Origin of the sequence: Streptomyces solicamelliae (assembly GCF_045348655.1) — a bacterium.
In the GTDB taxonomy this organism is placed as follows: domain Bacteria; phylum Actinomycetota; class Actinomycetes; order Streptomycetales; family Streptomycetaceae; genus Streptomyces; species Streptomyces solicamelliae.
In genome coordinates this window covers 3,360,555-3,380,474 of the sequence record NZ_CP160404.1, presented here as the reverse complement: position 1 = coordinate 3,380,474, position 19,920 = coordinate 3,360,555, and the positions used below count along the sequence as shown (strand labels likewise).

Genomic DNA, 19,920 nt, shown 5'->3' with positions numbered 1-19,920 from the left:
TTTGAGATCCGTGAACTTCACCCGCTGGAGCGCCCGGCTCCCCGGTACGCAGCGCCGCGCCGCGGCGCGGACCGATCGCGGCTCCGTGCCCGCGGCCCGCGGTGAGTACGAGCAGCAGCTGGAGTCCCTCCCCGACGACGTGCCCGCCCTGGAGGACTTCTCCGTCCGCGAGGTCGTCGGCCGCCTCCCCGGCCTCGTCGCCCTCGTGTACGGGCCCGAGCACCGCATCGCGTACGTCAACGACGCCTACGCCGCCGCCTTCGGCCCCCGCCCCGCCGGCTCCCGCGCCGCCGACACCTGCCCCGAGGCCGACGAGCTCGGCCTGCTCCCGCTCATGGACCAGGTAATGCGCAGCGGAAAGCCCCGCACCGTCAAGTCCCGCCGCACCAGCCACGGCGGCTCGTACACGGTCACCTGCCTGCCCGTCGACACCCCGCACCACGAGGCCGGCGGCGTCCTGGTGCACGCCGCCGACGTCACCGACCACGCCGAGGCCGCCGAACGGCTCCGCGCCAGCGAACGCCGCCACCGCGAGACCGCCGTCACCCTCCAGCGCTCCCTGCTCCCGCAGGAGCTGGAACAGCCCGACGACCTGCGGATCGCCGCCACCTACCAGCCCGGCGGCACCGACGCTGCCGTCGGCGGCGACTGGTACGACGTCATCACCCTCGGCGCCGGCCGCACCGCCCTCGTCATCGGCGACGTGATGGGCCGCGGCGTGCGCGCCGCCGCCGTCATGGGCCAGCTCCGCACGGCCGTACGGGCCTACGCCCGCCTCGACCTGCCGCCGCACGAGGTCCTGCAACTCCTCGACGGCCTCGCCGCCGAGATCGACGCCAGCCAGATCGCCACCTGCGTCTACGCCGTCCACGACCCCAACGAGGGCAAGCTCGTCTACGCCTCCGCCGGCCACCTGCCGATCCTCGTCCGCGACGAGGACGGCACCGTCCGCCGTGCCGAGGACCCCACCGGACCGCCGCTCGGCACCGGCGGCTGGCTCCACACCTCCGGCTCCATCGCCCTGCCGCCCGGCTCCACCGCCGTCCTCTACACCGACGGCCTCGTCGAACGCCGCCGCGAGGACATCGACGAGGGCGTCGCCGCCCTCGAGCGCGCCCTGTCCGGCGCGACCGGCGCCCCGCAGGTCGTCTGCGACCGGCTGCTGCGCTCCCTCGGCGTCACCGCCGAACACGACGACGACGTCGCCGTCCTCGTCATGCAGCACCCGTCCCGCACCGGCCCGGACGCCGAGCTGTTCCACAACGCGGCCCTGGAGCTCCTCGGCGGCGTCGAGGCCGCCCCGCGCGCCCGCGCGTTCGCGTCGGGGGTGCTCTCCAGCTGGCGCTTCCCGGTCGAGCTGCGCGACCTCGGGGTGCTCGCCACCAGCGAACTGGTGGCGAACTCCCTCCAGCACGGCACCCCGCCGATGCGACTGCGGCTGCGCCGCACCGACCGCCGGCTGATCATCGAGGTCACCGACGGCGACGACCACCTGCCCCGGCGCCGCCGCGCCGAGTCGGAGGACGAGTCGGGCCGCGGCATCTCGATCATCGCCACCATCGCCTCGTCCTGGGGCAGCCGCCGCACTCCGGGCGGCGGCAAGGCAGTGTGGTGCGAGTTCGCCCTGCCGGACGGACCCCAGGGCCTGCCCTAGGCGGCCGCGGTCTCGCGCTGCGGCTCGTACCGGGCGACGATCTTCGACGGCTTCGCCGCGAGCGACGGCTGGTTCTGCACCGGCGTGAGCTGCCGGCCCAGCCGGACCGCCAGATAGCTGATGCCCAGCGAGAACAGCACGAACGTCACGATGTACGGCCCGTGCAGCGTGGCCCCCATGGGCCCGCCGATCGCCGGGCCGACGGCCAGCGCCAGCTGCTTCACCAGGGCGAAGGCCGAGTTGTACGTACCGACCATCGACTCCGGCGCCAGGTCGGCCACCAGCGGGGCGACCGTCGGCGCCAGCATCGCCTCGCCCAGCCCGAACAGTGCGTACGTCGAGACGAACGCGGCCGTCGCCATCGCCTGGCTGCCGTGCCCCAGACCCGCGTACCCGGCGAACAGCCACGCCACGGTCCAGATCAGACCCACGGCCGCGATGACCCGGGTGCGCTTGCGGCGCTCCACGAACTTCAGCACCACGAACTGGGCGGCCACGATGACGGCCGTGTTGGCGGCCAGGGCGATGCCCAGCGTCGACGGCTCGATGCCGGCGGCCTCGGTGCCGTACGCGGCCAGACCCGACTCGAACTGCCCGTAGCAGGCGAAGAACAGCACGAAGCCGAGGACGCACAGCTGCACCATCGCCTTGTGACCGAGCAGGGCCCGCACGCCGCCGGGCCGCGAGGAGCCCGGCCGGGTGTCCTGCAGCGCGGGGGAGCCCGGCATGCGCACGGTCAGCACGATGCCGGCGAGGACGAGGAACATCACGGCCTCGATCGAGAACAGCAGCACGAAGCTGTCCGGCCGGCTCTCGTCGACCAGCTGGCCGCCGATCAGACCGCCGACGCCCAGGCCCAGGTTCTGCAGGAAGAACTGTGTGGCGAAGGACCGGGTACGGCTCGCCGGCGACGAGCACCAGACGATCATCGTGGCGAGCGCGGGCTGCATCACGGCCGTACCGGCGCCCAGCACGGCGGCGGAGGCGACGGCGGCGGGGACGCTGGTCGCGAGACCGAGGCCCAGCGCACCGGCCGAGGCGAGGAGCGCGGCGACCAGAAGCACGGGCATCGGCCCGCGCCGGTCGATCGCGCGACCGCTGAACGGCAGCACGACCAGCGCGGCCATGGCGAGGACGGCGAGCACGGCACCGGCCGTGGTCGCCCCCAGCTCGCGCACCTGTGCCACGTACACATAGAGGTACGGCACGGTGAAGCCGAGCCCGAACGCGCTCAGCGCGCTCCCTGCCTGGATCCGGCGCATTGCTGCACCCATCGCCTTGGTCACGACCACCCACTCCGTCACGTGTGAGTTCAGACCCGTAGCCCTGAACTCTGAAGACTTAGAACCTAAAGTTAGATCCTTAACAATACACATCCAAGGACTTCGATGCCAACGAGTTGCGTGGGATACTCGGCCCCATGTCCGACACACAGGCGCAGTCGTCGCCGTCGCAGGAGCCGACGCTCGACGAGCTGATCGCCGCCTACCAGCGCGAGTACCGCGACCTCGACCCCCAGGTCGAGAAGGTCGTGTCCTCCCTCGGGCGGCTCAACCGACGGATGAACGTGGCGTACGGCCGCCAGCTCGCCGACCTCGGCATCAGCAACGCGGAGTGGGAGGTCCTCAAGCACCTCGTACTCGCCGGCGCCCCGTACCGCCTCGGCCCCGGAGAGCTGGCCAAGCGCCTCGGTCTCACCCCGGCCGCGATGACCCACCGCATCGACCGCATGGCGGGCGAGGGCCTGGTCACCCGCGACCGCGACGAGAACAACCGGGTCCGCGTGATCGTCGAGCTCACGGACGAGGGCCGTACGAAGTGGACCGAGGCCATGCGCATGGCGACGGACTTCGAGGCGGACGTCCTCCAGGACCTCACTCCCGACGAGCGCGGCGTCCTGGGCGACCTGCTCATCAAGCTCTTGGACCGGGTCGAGGGCCGGGGCTGAGCCCGGGCGGAGCCGGGGTTGACACACCCCTCCCCGATCCGTAGTGTTCTCCGAGTTGTCGCGGGGCCGTAACGGTTCTGCGACGGCCATCCCGCCGCTTGAAGCGGCAACTCAACTCGCACGAACTCCCGGATCGGGATCGATTTCGGCATGCCGAAATTCATTTCGATCGACTCGATTATGAGTCGCCGCGGAAACCCGCTAGAGTTTGAGCGTCGGAACGGCCCAACGGGTCGGAAAGACAAACCCGCTGACTGGGAATCAGACGCCGAAAGGATCTGATAGAGTCGGAACCGCCGGAAGGGCCCCAAGCGAAAGCGAAGGGACCGGAAAGCAGCCGAAAGGCACCGAGGAAATCGGATCGGAAAGATCTGATAGAGTCGGAAACGCAAGACCGAAGGGAAAAGCCCGGAGGAAAGCCCGAGAGGGTGAGTACAAAGGAAGCGTCCGTTCCTTGAGAACTCAACAGCGTGCCAAAAATCAACGCCAGATTAGTTGATACCCCGTCCATCTTCGGATGGTCGAGGTTCCTTTGAAAAGTCCATCCCGCTCGCGGGGTGGCAATACACAGCGAGGACGCTGTGAACGATCGGTCATATTCCGACCGACTCGTTCCGCTCAACGCGAGTGTCACCCGATTACGGGTAAACATTCACGGAGAGTTTGATCCTGGCTCAGGACGAACGCTGGCGGCGTGCTTAACACATGCAAGTCGAACGATGAAGCCCTTCGGGGTGGATTAGTGGCGAACGGGTGAGTAACACGTGGGCAATCTGCCCTTCACTCTGGGACAAGCCCTGGAAACGGGGTCTAATACCGGATACGACTGCGGGAGGCATCTCCTGCGGTGGAAAGCTCCGGCGGTGAAGGATGAGCCCGCGGCCTATCAGCTTGTTGGTGGGGTAATGGCCTACCAAGGCGACGACGGGTAGCCGGCCTGAGAGGGCGACCGGCCACACTGGGACTGAGACACGGCCCAGACTCCTACGGGAGGCAGCAGTGGGGAATATTGCACAATGGGCGAAAGCCTGATGCAGCGACGCCGCGTGAGGGATGACGGCCTTCGGGTTGTAAACCTCTTTCAGCAGGGAAGAAGCGAAAGTGACGGTACCTGCAGAAGAAGCGCTACTAACTACGTGCCAGCAGCCGCGGTAATACGTAGGGCGCAAGCGTTGTCCGGAATTATTGGGCGTAAAGAGCTCGTAGGCGGCTTGTCGCGTCGGATGTGAAAGCCCGGGGCTTAACCCCGGGTCTGCATTCGATACGGGCAGGCTAGAGTGTGGTAGGGGAGATCGGAATTCCTGGTGTAGCGGTGAAATGCGCAGATATCAGGAGGAACACCGGTGGCGAAGGCGGATCTCTGGGCCATTACTGACGCTGAGGAGCGAAAGCGTGGGGAGCGAACAGGATTAGATACCCTGGTAGTCCACGCCGTAAACGTTGGGAACTAGGTGTTGGCGACATTCCACGTCGTCGGTGCCGCAGCTAACGCATTAAGTTCCCCGCCTGGGGAGTACGGCCGCAAGGCTAAAACTCAAAGGAATTGACGGGGGCCCGCACAAGCAGCGGAGCATGTGGCTTAATTCGACGCAACGCGAAGAACCTTACCAAGGCTTGACATATACCGGAAAGCATTAGAGATAGTGCCCCCCTTGTGGTCGGTATACAGGTGGTGCATGGCTGTCGTCAGCTCGTGTCGTGAGATGTTGGGTTAAGTCCCGCAACGAGCGCAACCCTTGTCCTGTGTTGCCAGCATGCCCTTCGGGGTGATGGGGACTCACAGGAGACCGCCGGGGTCAACTCGGAGGAAGGTGGGGACGACGTCAAGTCATCATGCCCCTTATGTCTTGGGCTGCACACGTGCTACAATGGCAGGTACAAAGAGCTGCGATGCCGCGAGGCGGAGCGAATCTCAAAAAGCCTGTCTCAGTTCGGATTGGGGTCTGCAACTCGACCCCATGAAGTCGGAGTTGCTAGTAATCGCAGATCAGCATTGCTGCGGTGAATACGTTCCCGGGCCTTGTACACACCGCCCGTCACGTCACGAAAGTCGGTAACACCCGAAGCCGGTGGCCCAACCCTTGTGGAGGGAGCCGTCGAAGGTGGGACTGGCGATTGGGACGAAGTCGTAACAAGGTAGCCGTACCGGAAGGTGCGGCTGGATCACCTCCTTTCTAAGGAGCACAGCACCGATTGCAGGCAAACGTTCTGCACGGTCAGCTCATGGGTGGAACGTTGATTAGTTGGCACGGTTTCGAGGATGGATCACAAGTACTGCTTCGGCGTGGAACGTGGCTCGCATCCAACGGACCGTGCTTGGCACGTTGTTGGGTATCTGAGGGTACGGCCGTAAGGTTTGTATCTTCGCGATGCCGGCCCCAGTGAACTCGCCTTGTTGTGGCGGGGTGATGGGTGGCTGGTCGTTGCTTGAGAACTACACAGTGGACGCGAGCATCTGTGGCCAAGTTTTTAAGGGCGCACGGTGGATGCCTTGGCACCAGGAACCGATGAAGGACGTGGGAGGCCACGATAGTCCCCGGGGAGCCGTCAACCAGGCTTTGATCCGGGGGTTTCCGAATGGGGAAACCCGGCAGTCGTCATGGGCTGTCACCCACTGCTGAACACATAGGCAGTGTGGAGGGAACGAGGGGAAGTGAAACATCTCAGTACCCTCAGGAAGAGAAAACAACCGTGATTCCGGGAGTAGTGGCGAGCGAAACCGGATGAGGCCAAACCGTATGCGTGTGAGACCCGGCAGGGGTTGCGCATACGGGGTTGTGGGATCTCTCTTTCACAGTCTGCCGGCTGTGAGGCGAGTCAGAAACCGTTGATGTAGGCGAAGGACATGCGAAGGTCCGGCGTAGAGGGTAAGACCCCCGTAGCTGAAACGTCAGCGGCTTGCTTGAGAGACACCCAAGTAGCACGGGGCCCGAGAAATCCCGTGTGAATCTGGCGGGACCACCCGCTAAGCCTAAATATTCCCTGGTGACCGATAGCGGATAGTACCGTGAGGGAATGGTGAAAAGTACCGCGGGAGCGGAGTGAAATAGTACCTGAAACCGTGTGCCTACAAGCCGTGGGAGCGTCGGACGTGCTTGCACGTCTCGTGACTGCGTGCCTTTTGAAGAATGAGCCTGCGAGTTTGCGGTGTGTTGCGAGGTTAACCCGTGTGGGGAAGCCGTAGCGAAAGCGAGTCCGAATAGGGCGATTCAGTAGCGCGCTCAAGACCCGAAGCGGAGTGATCTAGCCATGGGCAGGTTGAAGCGGAGGTAAGACTTCGTGGAGGACCGAACCCACCAGGGTTGAAAACCTGGGGGATGACCTGTGGTTAGGGGTGAAAGGCCAATCAAACTCCGTGATAGCTGGTTCTCCCCGAAATGCATTTAGGTGCAGCGTCGTGTGTTTCTTGCCGGAGGTAGAGCACTGGATAGGCGATGGGCCCTACCGGGTTACTGACCTTAGCCAAACTCCGAATGCCGGTAAGTGAGAGCACGGCAGTGAGACTGTGGGGGATAAGCTCCATGGTCGAGAGGGAAACAGCCCAGAGCATCGACTAAGGCCCCTAAGCGTACGCTAAGTGGGAAAGGATGTGGAGTCGCAGAGACAACCAGGAGGTTGGCTTAGAAGCAGCCACCCTTGAAAGAGTGCGTAATAGCTCACTGGTCAAGTGATTCCGCGCCGACAATGTAGCGGGGCTCAAGCGTACCGCCGAAGTCGTGTCATTGCAGTACATACCCCCAACGGGGACTGTGATGGGTAGGGGAGCGTCGTGTGCCGGGTGAAGCAGCCGCGGAAGCGAGTTGTGGACGGTTCACGAGTGAGAATGCAGGCATGAGTAGCGATACACACGTGAGAAACGTGTGCGCCGATTGACTAAGGGTTCCTGGGTCAAGCTGATCTGCCCAGGGTAAGTCGGGACCTAAGGCGAGGCCGACAGGCGTAGTCGATGGACAACCGGTTGATATTCCGGTACCCGCTTTGAAACGCCCAATATCGAGCCCATTAATGCTAAGGCCGTGAAGCCGCCCCGGAGCCTTCGGGCAAAGGGGAGTGGTGGAGCCGCCGACCCAAGGTGGTAGTAGGTAAGCGATGGGGTGACGCAGGAAGGTAGTCCAGCCCGGGCGGTGGTTGTCCCGGGGTAAGGGTGTAGGGCGCTGTCTAGGCAAATCCGGACAGCACATAGCCTGAGACCTGATGCCGAGCCGATTGTGGTGAAGTGGATGATCCTATGCTGTCGAGAAAAGCCTCTAGCGAGTTTCATGGCGGCCCGTACCCTAAACCGACTCAGGTGGTCAGGTAGAGAATACCGAGGCGTTCGGGTGAACTATGGTTAAGGAACTCGGCAAAATGCCCCCGTAACTTCGGGAGAAGGGGGGCCATCACCGGTGAAGGAACTTGCTTCCTGAGCTGGGGGTGGCCGCAGAGACCAGCGAGAAGCGACTGTTTACTAAAAACACAGGTCCGTGCGAAGCCGTAAGGCGATGTATACGGACTGACGCCTGCCCGGTGCTGGAACGTTAAGGGGACCGGTTAGCTCTGTTTCGACAGGGCGAAGCTGAGAACTTAAGCGCCAGTAAACGGCGGTGGTAACTATAACCATCCTAAGGTAGCGAAATTCCTTGTCGGGTAAGTTCCGACCTGCACGAATGGCGTAACGACTTCTCGACTGTCTCAACCATAGGCCCGGTGAAATTGCACTACGAGTAAAGATGCTCGTTTCGCGCAGAAGGACGGAAAGACCCCGGGACCTTTACTACAGTTTGATATTGGTGTTCGGTTCGGCTTGTGTAGGATAGGTGGGAGACTTTGAAGCGGCCACGCCAGTGGTTGTGGAGTCGCCGTTGAAATACCACTCTGGTCGTGCTGGATGTCTAACCTCGGTCCGTGATCCGGATCAGGGACAGTGTCTGATGGGTAGTTTAACTGGGGCGGTTGCCTCCCAAAGGGTAACGGAGGCGCCCAAAGGTTCCCTCAGCCTGGTTGGCAATCAGGTGTTGAGTGTAAGTGCACAAGGGAGCTTGACTGTGAGACCGACGGGTCGAGCAGGGACGAAAGTCGGGACTAGTGATCCGGCGGTGGCTTGTGGAAGCGCCGTCGCTCAACGGATAAAAGGTACCCCGGGGATAACAGGCTGATCTTCCCCAAGAGTCCATATCGACGGGATGGTTTGGCACCTCGATGTCGGCTCGTCGCATCCTGGGGCTGGAGTCGGTCCCAAGGGTTGGGCTGTTCGCCCATTAAAGCGGTACGCGAGCTGGGTTTAGAACGTCGTGAGACAGTTCGGTCCCTATCCTCTGTGCGCGCAGGAATATTGAGAAGGGCTGTCCCTAGTACGAGAGGACCGGGACGGACGAACCTCTGGTGTGCCAGTTGTTCTGCCAAGGGCATGGCTGGTTGGCTACGTTCGGGAGGGATAACCGCTGAAAGCATCTAAGCGGGAAGCCTGCTTCGAGATGAGTATTCCCACCTCCTTGAGAGGGTAAGGCTCCCAGTAGACGACTGGGTTGATAGGCCGGATGTGGAAGCCCAGTAATGGGTGGAGCTGACCGGTACTAATAGGCCGAGGGCTTGTCCTCAGCTGCTCGCGTCCACTGTGTTAGTTCTGAAGTAACGAACACGCCCCCCTACGGGTGGTGCGGCGGTTCAACTTCATAGTGTTTCGGTGGTCATAGCGTTAGGGAAACGCCCGGTTACATTCCGAACCCGGAAGCTAAGCCTTTCAGCGCCGATGGTACTGCAGGGGGGACCCTGTGGGAGAGTAGGACGCCGCCGAACAATCATTGTGGGAAAGCCCCGCACCATCTGGTGCGGGGATTTTCTGCGTTCGGGAAGTACCACACGCGCACGGACCGGAAGTTCGGTGAGACCATCCATCTCCCCGAGCCGTTCGGTTTCGACCTCAGCCTGTCGCACCTGAACCCCTACCACTGAAGCTCACGACGTTGGTGTCGGATTCCTGCCGGACATCGGGCTCGGGGCGCTGGTTGGCTGGCTGCATGATCACTGCGCACAGGGACAAGGCCCTGCTCTTCCGCTCCCTCCACAGCTCCGCACGCCCTCTCGCGCTCGCCAATGCCTGGGACGTGGCCAGTGCCCGGGTCATCGAGGCCGCGGGGGCGCCCGCCATCGCGACCACCAGCTCCGGGTTCTCCTGGGCGCACGGCTGTCCGGACGGGGAGAACCTCGCTGTTGACCAGGTGGTGGACCTGATCGCCCGCATCGTCGCGGCCGTCGACGTACCGGTCAGCGCCGACATCGAGGGCGGGTACGGACAGGACGCGGCCGGTGTCGCCGCGACGGTCACGCGGGTGCTGGAAGCAGGTGCCGTGGGCGTCAACATCGAGGACGGGACCCGTCCGCCGGCCGAACTCCGGGCACGGCTGACCGCGGCCAGGGCCGCGGCGGACCGCGCCGGCGCGTCCCTCTTCGTCAACGCCCGTGTCGACACCTACCTGTTCGGCCTCGGCGACCCCGCCACCCGGCTGCAGGACACCCTGGAGCGGGCGCGCGGGTACGTGGACGCCGGCGCCGACGGTGTCTTCGTCCCCGGCGTCACCGACCCCGCCACCATCGCGGTACTGGCCGCGGACGTCTCCGTACCGCTGAACGTCATGGCCGGCCCGGGAGCGCCGACTGTCAGCGAGCTGGGCGCCCTGGGCGTCGCCCGCGTCAGCCTGGGGTCGGGCGTCGCCCAGGCGGCCCACGGCGTCGTCCGCCGTGTCGCACAGCAGTTGTACGGCACCGGTGACCACCACCTTCTCGCCGACGCCATCCCCTTCCCGGAGCTCAACGGCCTGTTCCCCGCCCCGCGCCGGTCCGGCGAGCAGTAGCCGGGTGCGTCAGTCCTCGCCGACGAGGTGCCATTGGTAGGCCAGGATGACGGCCTGGACGCGGTCTCTGGCGCCGGTCTTGGCGAGAACGCGGCTGATGTGGGTCTTCACCGTGGACTCCGCCAGGTGGAGGCGTGCGGCGATCTCCGTGTTCGTCCAGCCCCGGCCGATGACCGTGAGGATCTCGCGTTCGCGGTCCGTCAGGGCGGTCAGGCGGGAGTCCTGCGGCGGGGCCTCGCGGGTGGTCGGGAGGTACTGGACGTACGCGTCCAGGAGGCGGCGGGTCAGGCTGGGGGCGACGATCGCCTCGCCGCTCGCCACCGCCCTGACGGCGGCGAGGAGTTCCTCCGGCCGGGCGTCCTTCACCAGGAACCCCGACGCGCCGGCGCGCAGGCCCTCGAAGGCGTACTCGTCGAGGTCGAACGTGGTGACGATGAGGACGCGGGTGCGGTCGCCCGCCGCGGCGATGCGGCGGGTGGCCTCGATGCCGTCCAGGCCGGGCATGCGGACGTCCATGAGGACGACGTCCGGGTGGTGCTGCTCGGCCATCCGCACGGCCTCGCCGCCGTTCGCCGCCTCGCCGACGACCGTCATGTCGTCCTGGCTCTCCAACAGCATGCGGAACCCGAAGCGTTGCATCGGCTGGTCGTCCGCGATGAGCACGGTCGTCACGACGGGGAGTCCTCCAGGGCGAGAGTGAGACGGACCTGCCAGCCGCCCCCGGGCAGCGGACCTGCGTCGAGTGTGCCGTCGTAGAGCGCTGTGCGCTCGCGCATTCCGGTCAGGCCCTGGCCCCGGCCGCTGCCGGGGGCGGCGGCTGTCGTGCTGCCGGTGTCGGTGACGCGGACCTCCAGGTCGTCCTCGCCGTACAGCAGGGCCACGTGCGCGCTTCGTGCGGCGCCGCGCGCGTGCTTCAGGGTGTTCGTGAGGGCCTCCTGGACGACCCGGTAGACCGTCAACTGCCGTCCTGCGGACAGTCGTGGCGGGTCCGGGACGTCGTGGGCGTCCAGGGTGACCGGCAGGCCGGCGGCCCGTACGCGCTCCACCAGGCCGTCCAGATCGGCCAGGTTGGGCTGCGGGGCGCGCTCCGCGGTCGTCGCGTCGTCCCCGGCGGACCGCAGGACGCCGAGGACCCGGCGGAGCTCGTCGAGGGCCTGCCGGCTGGTCGTGCCGATCGCGGTGAGGGCCTGCGCGGCGCGCTCCGGATTCCTGGCGGCCGCGTACGAGCCGCCGTCGGCGAGGCCCGTGATGACGGACAGGTTGTGGCCGATGATGTCGTGCATGTCCCGGGCGATGCGGTTCCGTTCGGCCGCCGCGGCCAGCCGGGCCTGCTGGTCGCGCTCGACCTCCAGCCGACGGGCCCGCTCGACGAGCGCGGCGGTGTAGTCGCGGCGGCTGCGGACGGCGATGCCGAGCAGCGCGACCAGCGTGTACGCCCACATCGCGGGCACGATCAGCTGGTCCCAACTGCCGGTGGGGAAGCGGACCGTGCCGACCACCAACGGCGGCACGGCGAGCAACAGCGGCCAGACCAGGGCCTTCAGCGGTTTCCGGAGCGCGATGTTGTAGACGGCGATCATCTGGAGGTTCGCCGCCTGGAGGAAGGCGCCCGAGCCGTAGCCGACGAGCGCGGCCGCCGCCATCACCGCCATGACCGTCATCGGGTGCCGCCGGCGCCACAGCAGCGGCAGGGAGAGGGCCAGGCTCGTCGCCACGACCAGCCGGACCGGGACGTCGAGGTCGTGGGCGTTGTGGCGCCAGCCGCCCGCCGCGTCGATCAGTGCCGCCGCCGTCCAGAACAGCGTCACCAGCACGTCCCAGACCCAGGGGCGGCGGAGGTCGAAGCCCCGCAGCCACTGGGCCTGGCGCTGGATGAAGCGGCTGAGCGGCGGGGAGCCCGCGGACCAGTCCTGGTCCGGGGCGCCCGTCGGCGTGTCCATGTCTCCCATGATCGTGTGTCCGGCCCTCACACGTCCCGGCGTCGCAGCAGCACGGCCGGTACGGCCAGGGCCGCGGCGGCCCACAGGGCGAGGCCGAGCAGGGCCGCGCCGGGGCTCGCCGCGCCCGGGATCGGGGCGGCCGAGCCGAGGGCGCCCGCGGCCTGGGTGGGGAAGTACCGCAGGGCGGTGTCCACGGACTCGTACGGGAGCATCCCGAGGACCTCCGGCAGCACCATCACGCCGCCGATGAACGCGCCGATCCCGCCCGCCACCGAGCGCAGTGCGGCGCCGAGGCCGAGGGCGAGCACGGCGAGCAGGGTCGTGCCGGCGGCGTTGCCGACGATCGCGCGCAGCACGCCCGGGTCGGACAGGGCGGTGGCCTGGTCGGTGTCGTCGAGGAACACCTGGGCGGTGAGGAAGGTGACGAGCGCGGTGGCCAGCGAGAGCGCGAAGACCGTGGCCGTGAAGACCGCGGCCTTCGCCCACAGCACCGGGAGGCGGCGCGGTACGGCGGTGAGCGAGGCCCTGATCATGCCGGTGGTGTACTCGCCGGCGCTGACGAGGATGCCGAGGACGGCCAGGCAGACGCCGCCGAGCTGGGTGCCGTACAGGGTGAGGAGCACCGGGTCGACGTCGGAGTCGCCGCCGCCGCTCTCGTACGTGGCGCCCATGAGGATGCCGACGCCGAGGACGAGGACGACGGCGCTGAGCATGGTGATCCAGGCGGAGCGGACCGTCCACAGCTTGTGCCATTCGGAGCGCAGGACGCCGGCGGCGGTGATGCGGTACGCCGAGGGCGTCGGGGCGGTGGTCATGCGGCTGCTCCTTGGTATTCCACCGAGTCGTGGGTGAGGTCCATGAACGCCTGCTCCAGGGAGGCGGTCTGCGGGGTGAGTTCGTACAGCGGGACGCCGTGGGCGGCGGCGGTGCGGCCGATGGTGGTGGCGTCCGTGCCGCTGACCGTCAGGGAGCCCTTCTCGGAGGCTCCGTCCCCGAAGGCTCCCTCCTCGAAGGTGACCTGCGCGCCGGTGGGCAGGAGCAGGGTGCGCAGCCGGTCGGCCTCCGGGGTGACGACCTTGACGGTGTCCCCGCCGGCGGCGCGGACGAGCTCGGCGACGGTCGTGTCGGCGAGGAGCCGGCCCTTGCCGATCACGATCAGATGGTCGGCGGTCAGGGCCATCTCGCTCATCAGGTGCGAGGAGACCAGGACCGTACGGCCTTCGGCGGCCAGCGACTTGAGCAGGTTGCGGATCCAGCGGACGCCCTCGGGGTCGAGGCCGTTGACCGGTTCGTCGAGGATCACGGTCTGCGGGTCGCCGAGGAGCGCGGCGGCGATGCCGAGGCGCTGGCCCATGCCGAGGGAGAAGCCCTTGACGCGGCGGCGGGCGACGTCGGTCAGGCCGGCGAGTTCCAGGACGTGGTCGACGCGGGAGCGCGGGATGCGGTGGGTGTGGGCGAGGGCCATGAGGTGGTGGAAGGCGGACCGGCCGGGGTGGACGGAGCGGGCCTCGAGGAGCGCGCCGACCTGGGTGAGCGGTGCGGGGTGGGCGGCGTACGCGCGGCCGCCGACGGTGGCGCGGCCGCGGGTGGGCGCGTCCAGGCCGAGCAGCATGCGCAGGGTGGTGGACTTGCCCGCGCCGTTGGGGCCGAGGAAGCCGGTGACGGAGCCGGGCCGGACGGTGAAGCTCAGGTCGTGGACGACGGTCTTGTCCCCGTACCGCTTGGTGAGTTCGTCTGCGCGGATCATGTCTTCGACGGTAGGGAGCGGGCGGCCGCGGGGCGTCCGGCCGTGGTCGGGGAACAGGGGGTGGGGCGTAGTACCGGGGTACGACGGGGGCGGAGCGTGGTGCCGCGGGGCGGGGCGGCCGGTTATGAGGTTGGCGCTGTCCTCGCCGCCCGGCGAAGATCGGGAGATGACCGACTATGTGATCCGTCCCGTCCGTACCGAAGAGTGGCAGCAGGTCCGTGCGATACGGCTCGACGCGCTGCGGGATCCGGCCGCGCCCATCGCCTTCCTCGACACGTACGAAGCGGCTGCCGCCCGGCCCGACGGGGGCTGGCAGGAGTGGGCGGAGCGGGTGGGCGAGGGGCGTACGGCCCGCCAGTTCGTCGCGGAGGCGCCGGACGGGAGGTGGGCGGGCTCGATCGTCGTGCTCGTCGAGCGGCCCACCGACGAGGTGCGGTTCGGTGAGCCGGCGAAGGCCGACCAGACGCACATCGTGGGCGTGTACGTCCGTCCGGAGGCGCGCGGTACGGGTGTGACGGAGGAGTTGTTCCGGGCCGGTGTGGAGTGGTCGTGGACGGTGCCGGGGCCGGAGGTGCGGCGGGTCCGTCTGTACGTCCACGAGGACAACGGCCGCGCGGCGGCCTTCTACCGCCGCTTCGGCTTCGTGGCGACGGGCGAGCGGGTGCCCGTCCCGGGGACGGACGGGGCGTGGGAGCTCGAGTACGAGATCCCGCGCGAGACGCCGGTGCCGGGCGCTTCTTGACGTCCTGAGCCGTTGGAGGGCGGTCCTCGGTCCCGTACCCGTGGGAGCTCGCCGTGACCGAGAGTGTCACCGTCCGGGCGGGCGTGGTCGTCGGGCATGTCCGTGAGGCGTGCTGCTGCGGCTCAGCGCAGGTCGAGCAGCATCACGTCGTGGAGGTCCGCGGCCGGGCCCAAGGGGTGGGCCTCGCCGATCTTGCGGTAGCCCCATGAGCGGTAGGCGGCCGATGCCGCCGTGCTGTCCGGGTGGACGTTCAGCAGGACGCGGTCGGTCTCGATGCCGTCGAGCAGGGTCTCGTGCAGGCGCCGGGCGAGGCCCTGTCCGCGCCAGGGTGCGTGCACGGCGAGTTCCATCAGGCCGAAGGTGCGGAGTCCGTCCTGGCGGCGCAGTTCCGCGGCGACCGGCTCGGGCAGTTCGTCCCACCAGGCGGTGTCGGGGGACTGCGGGCGGCCGTACGCCATGCCGACCGGTTCGCCGTCCTCGGTACGGGCGAGGGCGGCGCGGAAGGCGGGCTCGGCGGCCACCGCGGGGAAGCGGCGGAAGGCGGCGGTGACGTCGTCCTCGGTCTCGTAGTAGGGCGGACCGGCGAACGCGTCGGCGTAGATCAGGCGGAACGCGTCCGTCGCCTGCGCCGCGACCGGTCCCGCCACGCGCTCGATCGCGACGGTCGCGACGTTCCTCTGCTGCGTCATGTGCGGGGTCCGCCTCTCAGGCGACGGCGTAGTCGGCGAGGGCCGCTTCGAGCAGGCCGAAGGCGGCGGCGGCCTCCGCGGTGACGGTCTCGGTGATCTCGTCGTCGGGGCGGCCGGCCAGGGTGAGGTCCTGGATGCGCTGGAACAGGATGCGGTGGACGGTGCCGAGCAGCCCGGCGGCGGTCCGGACGGTGATGTCGTCCGACGGCGCGCCGGTGGCCCCGGCGAGAGCCACGGCCAGGGCGCTCTCGCGCTGGTCGTGCAGGCCGCGCAGGCAGGCCGTGAGGGTGGGGCTGTCGGCGATCATGCGGGCGAACGCGGGGCCGGCGAACCCGGAGACCGGATCCGCGGCCGCGGCGGCGTCCAGGAAGGAGTGGCGCAGTGCCGCGAGGGCGGATTCGCCGGGCTGCCGTGCGGCCACCGTGTCCGCCAGGGAGGCGATGAACGCGTCCTGGTGGTCCAGGGCCAGGTCCTCCTTGCGCGCGAAGTAGTTGGTCACCGTCTTCTTGGCGACCCGCGCGGCGGCGGCGATCTCGGCGATGGTGGTCTGCTCGAAGCCCTGGGCGATGAACAGGCGGGTGGCGTGGTCGGAGATGAGCTGCCGGGTCTCCTGCTTCTTGGATTCGCGCAGGCCGGTGGGGGGTGCGGGGTGCGACGAGTGCGCGGGGTCCGCCGGGTGCGCGGGCGGGGTGGTGTCGGTAGCCATGAGGAAATCTTACCCTCGTAGCATTTTTATGTTGACACCCCTGAGGGTGGCGGGCTAATTTTACCTCTGTCGTAAGTTTGCGCTCGACAGAAACCACGAGGAGAACCGTCTTGCAGATCACCGCGTCCACCGTCTCGCTCACCGTCGCCGATGTCGCCGCGTCCCAGCGGTTCTTCACCACCCACCTCGGATACGTCGAGCAGGCCGCCGCCGAGGGCTTCGCCTCCCTGACGCGCGACGACGCCGCGGTGGACCTCGTCCTGCTCGCCCGCGGCAACGAGGTGCTGCCGGCCGATCAGCGCGACCAGCACGCCTCCGGCCTGATCCTCGCCTTCACCGGCACCGGCATCGACAAGGAGGAGCAGCGGCTGCGCGCCGAGGGCGTCGAGATCACCATGCCGCTGCGCGAGGAGCCATGGGGCGAGCGCCTCTTCCAGATCACCGACCCCAACGGCGTGATCGTCCAGTTCGTCGAGTGGGTCACCCCGACCGCACCCGAGTACGCCTGACCGCCCGCCTACTGCGGGAGGGCCCGGGCCCAGCGGGCGCGGGCCTGCTCCTGGGAGCGGAGCAGCACCAGGGTGGGCAGGCCCTGGGCCTCGCCGGAGGCCAGGAGGTCCGGGAGCTGCGGCAGCGGCGCCACCGCGGCGACGTCGTCGAGGACCAGGGTGAGTGGTGGGTCGAGCCGACCGTCGGATGACCGTGCGGCCATGCGGCGGCCGTGCTCGACCACGCTTGCGGCGAGGGCGGTGAGCAGCGGCATCGCGCCGGGGCGGGTCCGCGGGTCCTCGATCGGTTCACCCACCACGTACAGGGTGCCCCCTTCGCGGACGAAAGATTCCAGGACCAGCGCATCGGACCGGTTCGGCGTGCACGCGTCCCGGATGTGCACCGACGACAGCGCCGCCAGCGCCCGCGCCGTCAGTTCCTGTGCCATGTCCCGGCGTTCGGCGTGCGCGGTCAGCTGGGCCTCGAGCAGACCCGCGTACCCGCCCGCCGCCTTCGGGTGCGTGCGCAGGATCCGTACCGGCTCGTGCGCGCCCGTGCCCTGCGCCCAGCGGTGCAGCTGCTTGAACGGCCGGCCGTCCACGGCGGCCGCGTGCAGCCAGCAGCGCAGGAGCGTTTCCGCCGTCTCCGCCACCGCCGCGTCGAGCCGCGACGGAGGCCGTACGGGGGCGAGCAGCGCGGCCGCCCGCTCCTGCGCCGTGGCCGGGTCCTCGCAGCCGGTGGTGGGCGCCCAGTGGAGCCGGGCGGGGGTGTCGCAGAGGTGGCCGGGGTCGTAGAGGAGGACCGGGCCGAGCTTGGCCCGGGCGTCCTTCGTCTCCTCCCAGAGGGACGGGTCGGACGTGACGACCAGGGCGGCCCCGTTCGCCTCCTGCACCGCCTGCAGCGCGGACGGCCGGCGGGCGGCCGCGGCGCCGTAGACGAGGCGGGGGGTCCGGGGGGCGGGGACGGTGGGCGCTTCGGGGACGGGAGCGGGGGCCGGTCCCGGGGCTGCGGGCGCCACGGCGGCGGGCGCGGGCGGGACTTCGGCCTCCGGGGCCGGAGGGGCAGGCGCGGCGACGACCCCGGGCGCCTGTGGTGCGGGCGTCGCGGCAGCCTGCGGTGCCGCAGTCGCCGCGGCCCGCGCCCGCTCGGTCTCGTCCGTGGATGCCGTGGCTTCGTACGCGGCCTCCTTCGCCGCCCCGGACTTCGCCGCGCGCCGCGCGTCCGCCGCCCGTACCGACTCCTCCCGCCCCCTCGCCCGTACCGCCCTCCACCGCGCCAGCGTCCCCAGCACGAAGACCGCGAGCACCGCGGCGACCATCAGCTCGCCGATCAGCAGGCCCCAGAACAGCCCGTACCCCGACAGCTGCCCCGGTGGCGTCGCCGGCCAGGCCGCAGCCAGGTTCTGCGGGTCCGTCAGGAGGGCGCGGGCGGCCAGCGGCGTACGGGGGAAGGTGACCTCGTCCGGCCAGGCCCCGTGCGCGAACAGGCCCGCCAGGCCCGTCGCCGTCCAGATCAGGACCGTGAGGCCCACCAGGAGGCCGAGCAGTGCCACCAGCAGGCCGTCGGGGATGCCGCCGCCCTCGCGCCGCTCCCCGCGCCCGTCACCGTGCCGTTCCCCGCGCCGTTCCACCGCCACCGCCGTACCGTCCCGTAATGTCCGCAGACCCGCCCACGCCACCGTCGACCCGGACGGGTCGCCTCGCCTACGCCACCGTCGACTCGGACGGGTCGCCTCGCCTACGCCACCGTCGACTCGGACGACTCGCCGAGTTCCGCGCGCTGCTGCTGCTCGATCAGCGCGGCCCGGCGTTCCGCCTCCCACTCCGCCGCCCGGACGTCCTCGGGAAGTTCGTGCGGCGAGGACTCCGTCATGGCCCGGTCCGTGTAGACCAGCGGCCGTTCGGCCTCGGTGATCAGGTGCTTGACCACCTGCACGTTTCCGTTGACGTCCCAGACGGCGATGCCCGGCGTGAGCGACGGGATGATCTCGACCGCCCACCGTGGCAGACCGAGGACCTGGCCGGTCGCCCGCGCCTCGTCAGCCTTCTGGGCGTAGACGGTCCGCGTCGACGCCATCTTCAGGATCGCCGCGGCCTCCTTCGCCGCCGCGCCGTCCACCACGTCGGACAGGTGGTGGACGACCGCCACGAAGGACAGGCCGAGCCGCCGCCCGAACTTCAGCAGCCGCTGGAACAGCTGCGCCACGAACGGGCTGTTGATGATGTGCCAGGCCTCCTCGACCAGGAAGATGCGCTTCTTCCGGTCGGGGCGGATCCAGGTGTGCTCCAGCCACACGCCGACGATCGCCATCAGGATCGGCATCGCGATCGAGTTGCGGTCGATGTGCGAGAGGTCGAAGACGATCAGCGGCGCGTCGAGGTCGATGCCGACGGTCGTCGGGCCGTCGAACATGCCGCGCAGGTCGCCGTCGACCAGTCGGTCCAGGACGAGGGCGACGTCCAGGCCCCAGGCCCGTACATCGTCTATGTCCACGTTCATCGCCTCCGCCGACTCCGCCTCCGGGTGGCGCAGTTGCTCGACGATGTCGGTGAGGATCGGCTGCCGGTCGGTGATGTGCTCGTTGACGTACGCGTGCGCCACCTTCAGCGCGAAGCCGGAGCGCTCGTCGAGGCCGTGGCCCATCGCCACCTCGATGATCGTCCGGAGCAGCGCGAGCTGGCCGGTGGTGGTGATCGACGGGTCGAGCGGGTTGAGCCGGATGCCGTCGTCGACGGCGACCAGCGGGTCGAGCCGGATCGGCGTTATCCCCAGCTCCTGGGCGATCAGGTTCCACTCGCCGACACCGTCCTCGCCCTGGGCGTCGAGGACGACGACCTGCCGGTCGCGGAAGCGGAGTTGCCGGAGCACGTACGTCTTCTCCAGCGCCGACTTGCCGTTGCCGGACTCGCCGAGGACGAGCCAGTGCGGGGCGGGGAGCTGCTGGCCGTACAGCTGGAAGGGGTCGTAGATGTAGCCCTTGCCGCTGTACACCTCGCGGCCGATGATCACGCCCGAGTCGCCGAGCCCGGGCGCGGCCGTCGGCAGGTAGACGGCCTGGGCCTGTCCGGTGGACGTCCGTACCGGCAGCCGGGTCGTCTCGACCTTGCCGAAGAGGAAGGAGGTGAAGGCTTCGGTGAGGGCGGACAGCGGGTCTCGCATCAGGATCAGGGCCCCT

14 protein-coding genes and 3 rRNA genes are annotated in these 19,920 nt (G+C 68.6%); 8 read left to right on the top strand and 9 right to left on the bottom strand.

The window, feature by feature from the left end; all coding sequences use genetic code 11:
• Positions 1-10 precede the first annotated feature (10 nt).
• Positions 11-1,654 carry an ATP-binding SpoIIE family protein phosphatase gene (locus tag ABZO31_RS15625; RefSeq protein WP_406861835.1) on the top strand — a complete coding sequence of 548 codons (1,644 nt, stop codon included), beginning with the start codon at positions 11-13 and terminating at the stop codon, positions 1,652-1,654.
• On the opposite strand, the gene ABZO31_RS15620 is transcribed toward ABZO31_RS15625, so the two are convergent.
• Complete coding sequence (locus tag ABZO31_RS15620) at positions 1,651-2,940, bottom strand: MFS transporter (RefSeq protein ID WP_406861834.1); 1,290 nt, start codon at positions 2,938-2,940, stop codon at positions 1,651-1,653. The genes ABZO31_RS15625 and ABZO31_RS15620 overlap by 4 nt on opposite strands.
• A 134-nt stretch (positions 2,941-3,074) precedes the next feature.
• On the opposite strand from ABZO31_RS15620, the gene ABZO31_RS15615 reads away from it, so the two are divergent.
• From ABZO31_RS15615 to ABZO31_RS15595, 5 genes are all read left to right on the top strand, one after another.
• Positions 3,075-3,602 carry a MarR family winged helix-turn-helix transcriptional regulator gene (locus tag ABZO31_RS15615; protein WP_406861833.1) on the top strand — a complete coding sequence of 176 codons (528 nt, stop codon included), beginning with the start codon at positions 3,075-3,077 and terminating at the stop codon, positions 3,600-3,602.
• A 651-nt stretch (positions 3,603-4,253) separates the two neighbouring features.
• Positions 4,254-5,776: ribosomal RNA gene (locus ABZO31_RS15610) — 16S ribosomal RNA — on the top strand.
• 285 nt (positions 5,777-6,061) lie between these two features.
• A 23S ribosomal RNA gene (locus tag ABZO31_RS15605) occupies positions 6,062-9,178 on the top strand.
• A gap of 82 nt (positions 9,179-9,260) precedes the next feature.
• Positions 9,261-9,377: ribosomal RNA gene (gene rrf, locus ABZO31_RS15600) — 5S ribosomal RNA — on the top strand.
• Together the 16S, 23S and 5S rRNA genes form the textbook arrangement of a ribosomal RNA operon.
• A 221-nt stretch (positions 9,378-9,598) precedes the next feature.
• On the top strand, positions 9,599-10,432 hold the full coding sequence (locus ABZO31_RS15595) for an isocitrate lyase/PEP mutase family protein (RefSeq protein WP_406861832.1): 834 nt from the start codon (positions 9,599-9,601) through the stop codon (positions 10,430-10,432).
• Between the two features lie 9 nt (positions 10,433-10,441).
• Here the strand turns inward: ABZO31_RS15595 and ABZO31_RS15590 are convergent, their stop codons facing one another.
• Genes ABZO31_RS15590 through ABZO31_RS15575 form a run of 4 tightly spaced genes read right to left on the bottom strand, consistent with a single transcriptional unit; the run spans position 10,442 to position 14,119 of the window.
• A complete protein-coding gene (locus ABZO31_RS15590) occupies positions 10,442-11,104 on the bottom strand; it encodes a response regulator (protein ID WP_406861831.1) in 663 nt (220 codons plus the stop codon).
• A complete protein-coding gene (locus tag ABZO31_RS15585) occupies positions 11,101-12,372 on the bottom strand; it encodes a sensor histidine kinase (RefSeq protein WP_406861830.1) in 1,272 nt (423 codons plus the stop codon). Before ABZO31_RS15585 ends, ABZO31_RS15590 begins: the two co-directional genes overlap by 4 nt.
• 26 nt (positions 12,373-12,398) lie before the next feature.
• Positions 12,399-13,187, bottom strand: a complete 789-nt coding sequence (locus ABZO31_RS15580) for an ABC transporter permease (protein ID WP_406861829.1) — start codon at positions 13,185-13,187, stop codon at positions 12,399-12,401.
• Positions 13,184-14,119, bottom strand: a complete 936-nt coding sequence (locus ABZO31_RS15575) for an ABC transporter ATP-binding protein (protein WP_406861828.1) — start codon at positions 14,117-14,119, stop codon at positions 13,184-13,186. Before ABZO31_RS15575 ends, ABZO31_RS15580 begins: the two co-directional genes overlap by 4 nt.
• A gap of 166 nt (positions 14,120-14,285) precedes the next feature.
• Between ABZO31_RS15575 and ABZO31_RS15570 the strand changes: the two genes are divergently transcribed.
• The gene (locus ABZO31_RS15570; RefSeq protein ID WP_406861827.1) at positions 14,286-14,861 is read left to right on the top strand and encodes a GNAT family N-acetyltransferase; all 576 of its coding nucleotides are present in this window, start codon (positions 14,286-14,288) and stop codon (positions 14,859-14,861) included.
• A 122-nt stretch (positions 14,862-14,983) separates the two neighbouring features.
• On the opposite strand, the gene ABZO31_RS15565 is transcribed toward ABZO31_RS15570, so the two are convergent.
• Positions 14,984-15,550, bottom strand: a complete 567-nt coding sequence (locus ABZO31_RS15565) for a GNAT family N-acetyltransferase (RefSeq protein WP_406861826.1) — start codon at positions 15,548-15,550, stop codon at positions 14,984-14,986.
• Positions 15,551-15,566: 16 nt separating this feature from the next.
• The gene (locus ABZO31_RS15560; protein ID WP_406861825.1) at positions 15,567-16,256 is read right to left on the bottom strand and encodes a TetR/AcrR family transcriptional regulator; all 690 of its coding nucleotides are present in this window, start codon (positions 16,254-16,256) and stop codon (positions 15,567-15,569) included.
• A 110-nt stretch (positions 16,257-16,366) separates the two neighbouring features.
• On the opposite strand from ABZO31_RS15560, the gene ABZO31_RS15555 reads away from it, so the two are divergent.
• Positions 16,367-16,765 (top strand): VOC family protein, encoded by a 399-nt coding sequence (locus ABZO31_RS15555; RefSeq protein WP_406861824.1) that lies wholly within the window; start codon positions 16,367-16,369, stop codon positions 16,763-16,765.
• Positions 16,766-16,773: 8 nt separating this feature from the next.
• Here the strand turns inward: ABZO31_RS15555 and ABZO31_RS15550 are convergent, their stop codons facing one another.
• Together ABZO31_RS15550 and ABZO31_RS15545 are read right to left on the bottom strand one after the other, a co-directional pair.
• Positions 16,774-18,381, bottom strand: coding sequence for a type IV secretory system conjugative DNA transfer family protein (locus ABZO31_RS15550; protein ID WP_406861823.1), 1,608 nt, complete (start codon positions 18,379-18,381; stop codon positions 16,774-16,776).
• A 101-nt stretch (positions 18,382-18,482) separates the two neighbouring features.
• Positions 18,483-19,904: an ATP-binding protein gene (locus ABZO31_RS15545; protein ID WP_406861822.1), complete on the bottom strand. Its 1,422-nt coding sequence runs from the start codon at positions 19,902-19,904 to the stop codon at positions 18,483-18,485.
• Positions 19,905-19,920: the final 16 nt, after the last annotated feature.

Coding starts and splice junctions, on each gene's coding strand:
- ABZO31_RS15615 (WP_406861833.1), top strand. CDS start 3,075: ATGTCCGACACACAGGCGCAGTCGTCGCCGTCGCAGGAGCCGACGCTC.
- ABZO31_RS15560 (WP_406861825.1), bottom strand. CDS start 16,256: ATGGCTACCGACACCACCCCGCCCGCGCACCCGGCGGACCCCGCGCAC.
- ABZO31_RS15585 (WP_406861830.1), bottom strand. CDS start 12,372: ATGGACACGCCGACGGGCGCCCCGGACCAGGACTGGTCCGCGGGCTCC.
- ABZO31_RS15565 (WP_406861826.1), bottom strand. CDS start 15,550: ATGACGCAGCAGAGGAACGTCGCGACCGTCGCGATCGAGCGCGTGGCG.
- ABZO31_RS15580 (WP_406861829.1), bottom strand. CDS start 13,187: ATGACCACCGCCCCGACGCCCTCGGCGTACCGCATCACCGCCGCCGGC.
- ABZO31_RS15595 (WP_406861832.1), top strand. CDS start 9,599: ATGATCACTGCGCACAGGGACAAGGCCCTGCTCTTCCGCTCCCTCCAC.
- ABZO31_RS15545 (WP_406861822.1), bottom strand. CDS start 19,904: ATGCGAGACCCGCTGTCCGCCCTCACCGAAGCCTTCACCTCCTTCCTC.
- ABZO31_RS15575 (WP_406861828.1), bottom strand. CDS start 14,119: ATGATCCGCGCAGACGAACTCACCAAGCGGTACGGGGACAAGACCGTC.
- ABZO31_RS15570 (WP_406861827.1), top strand. CDS start 14,286: ATGACCGACTATGTGATCCGTCCCGTCCGTACCGAAGAGTGGCAGCAG.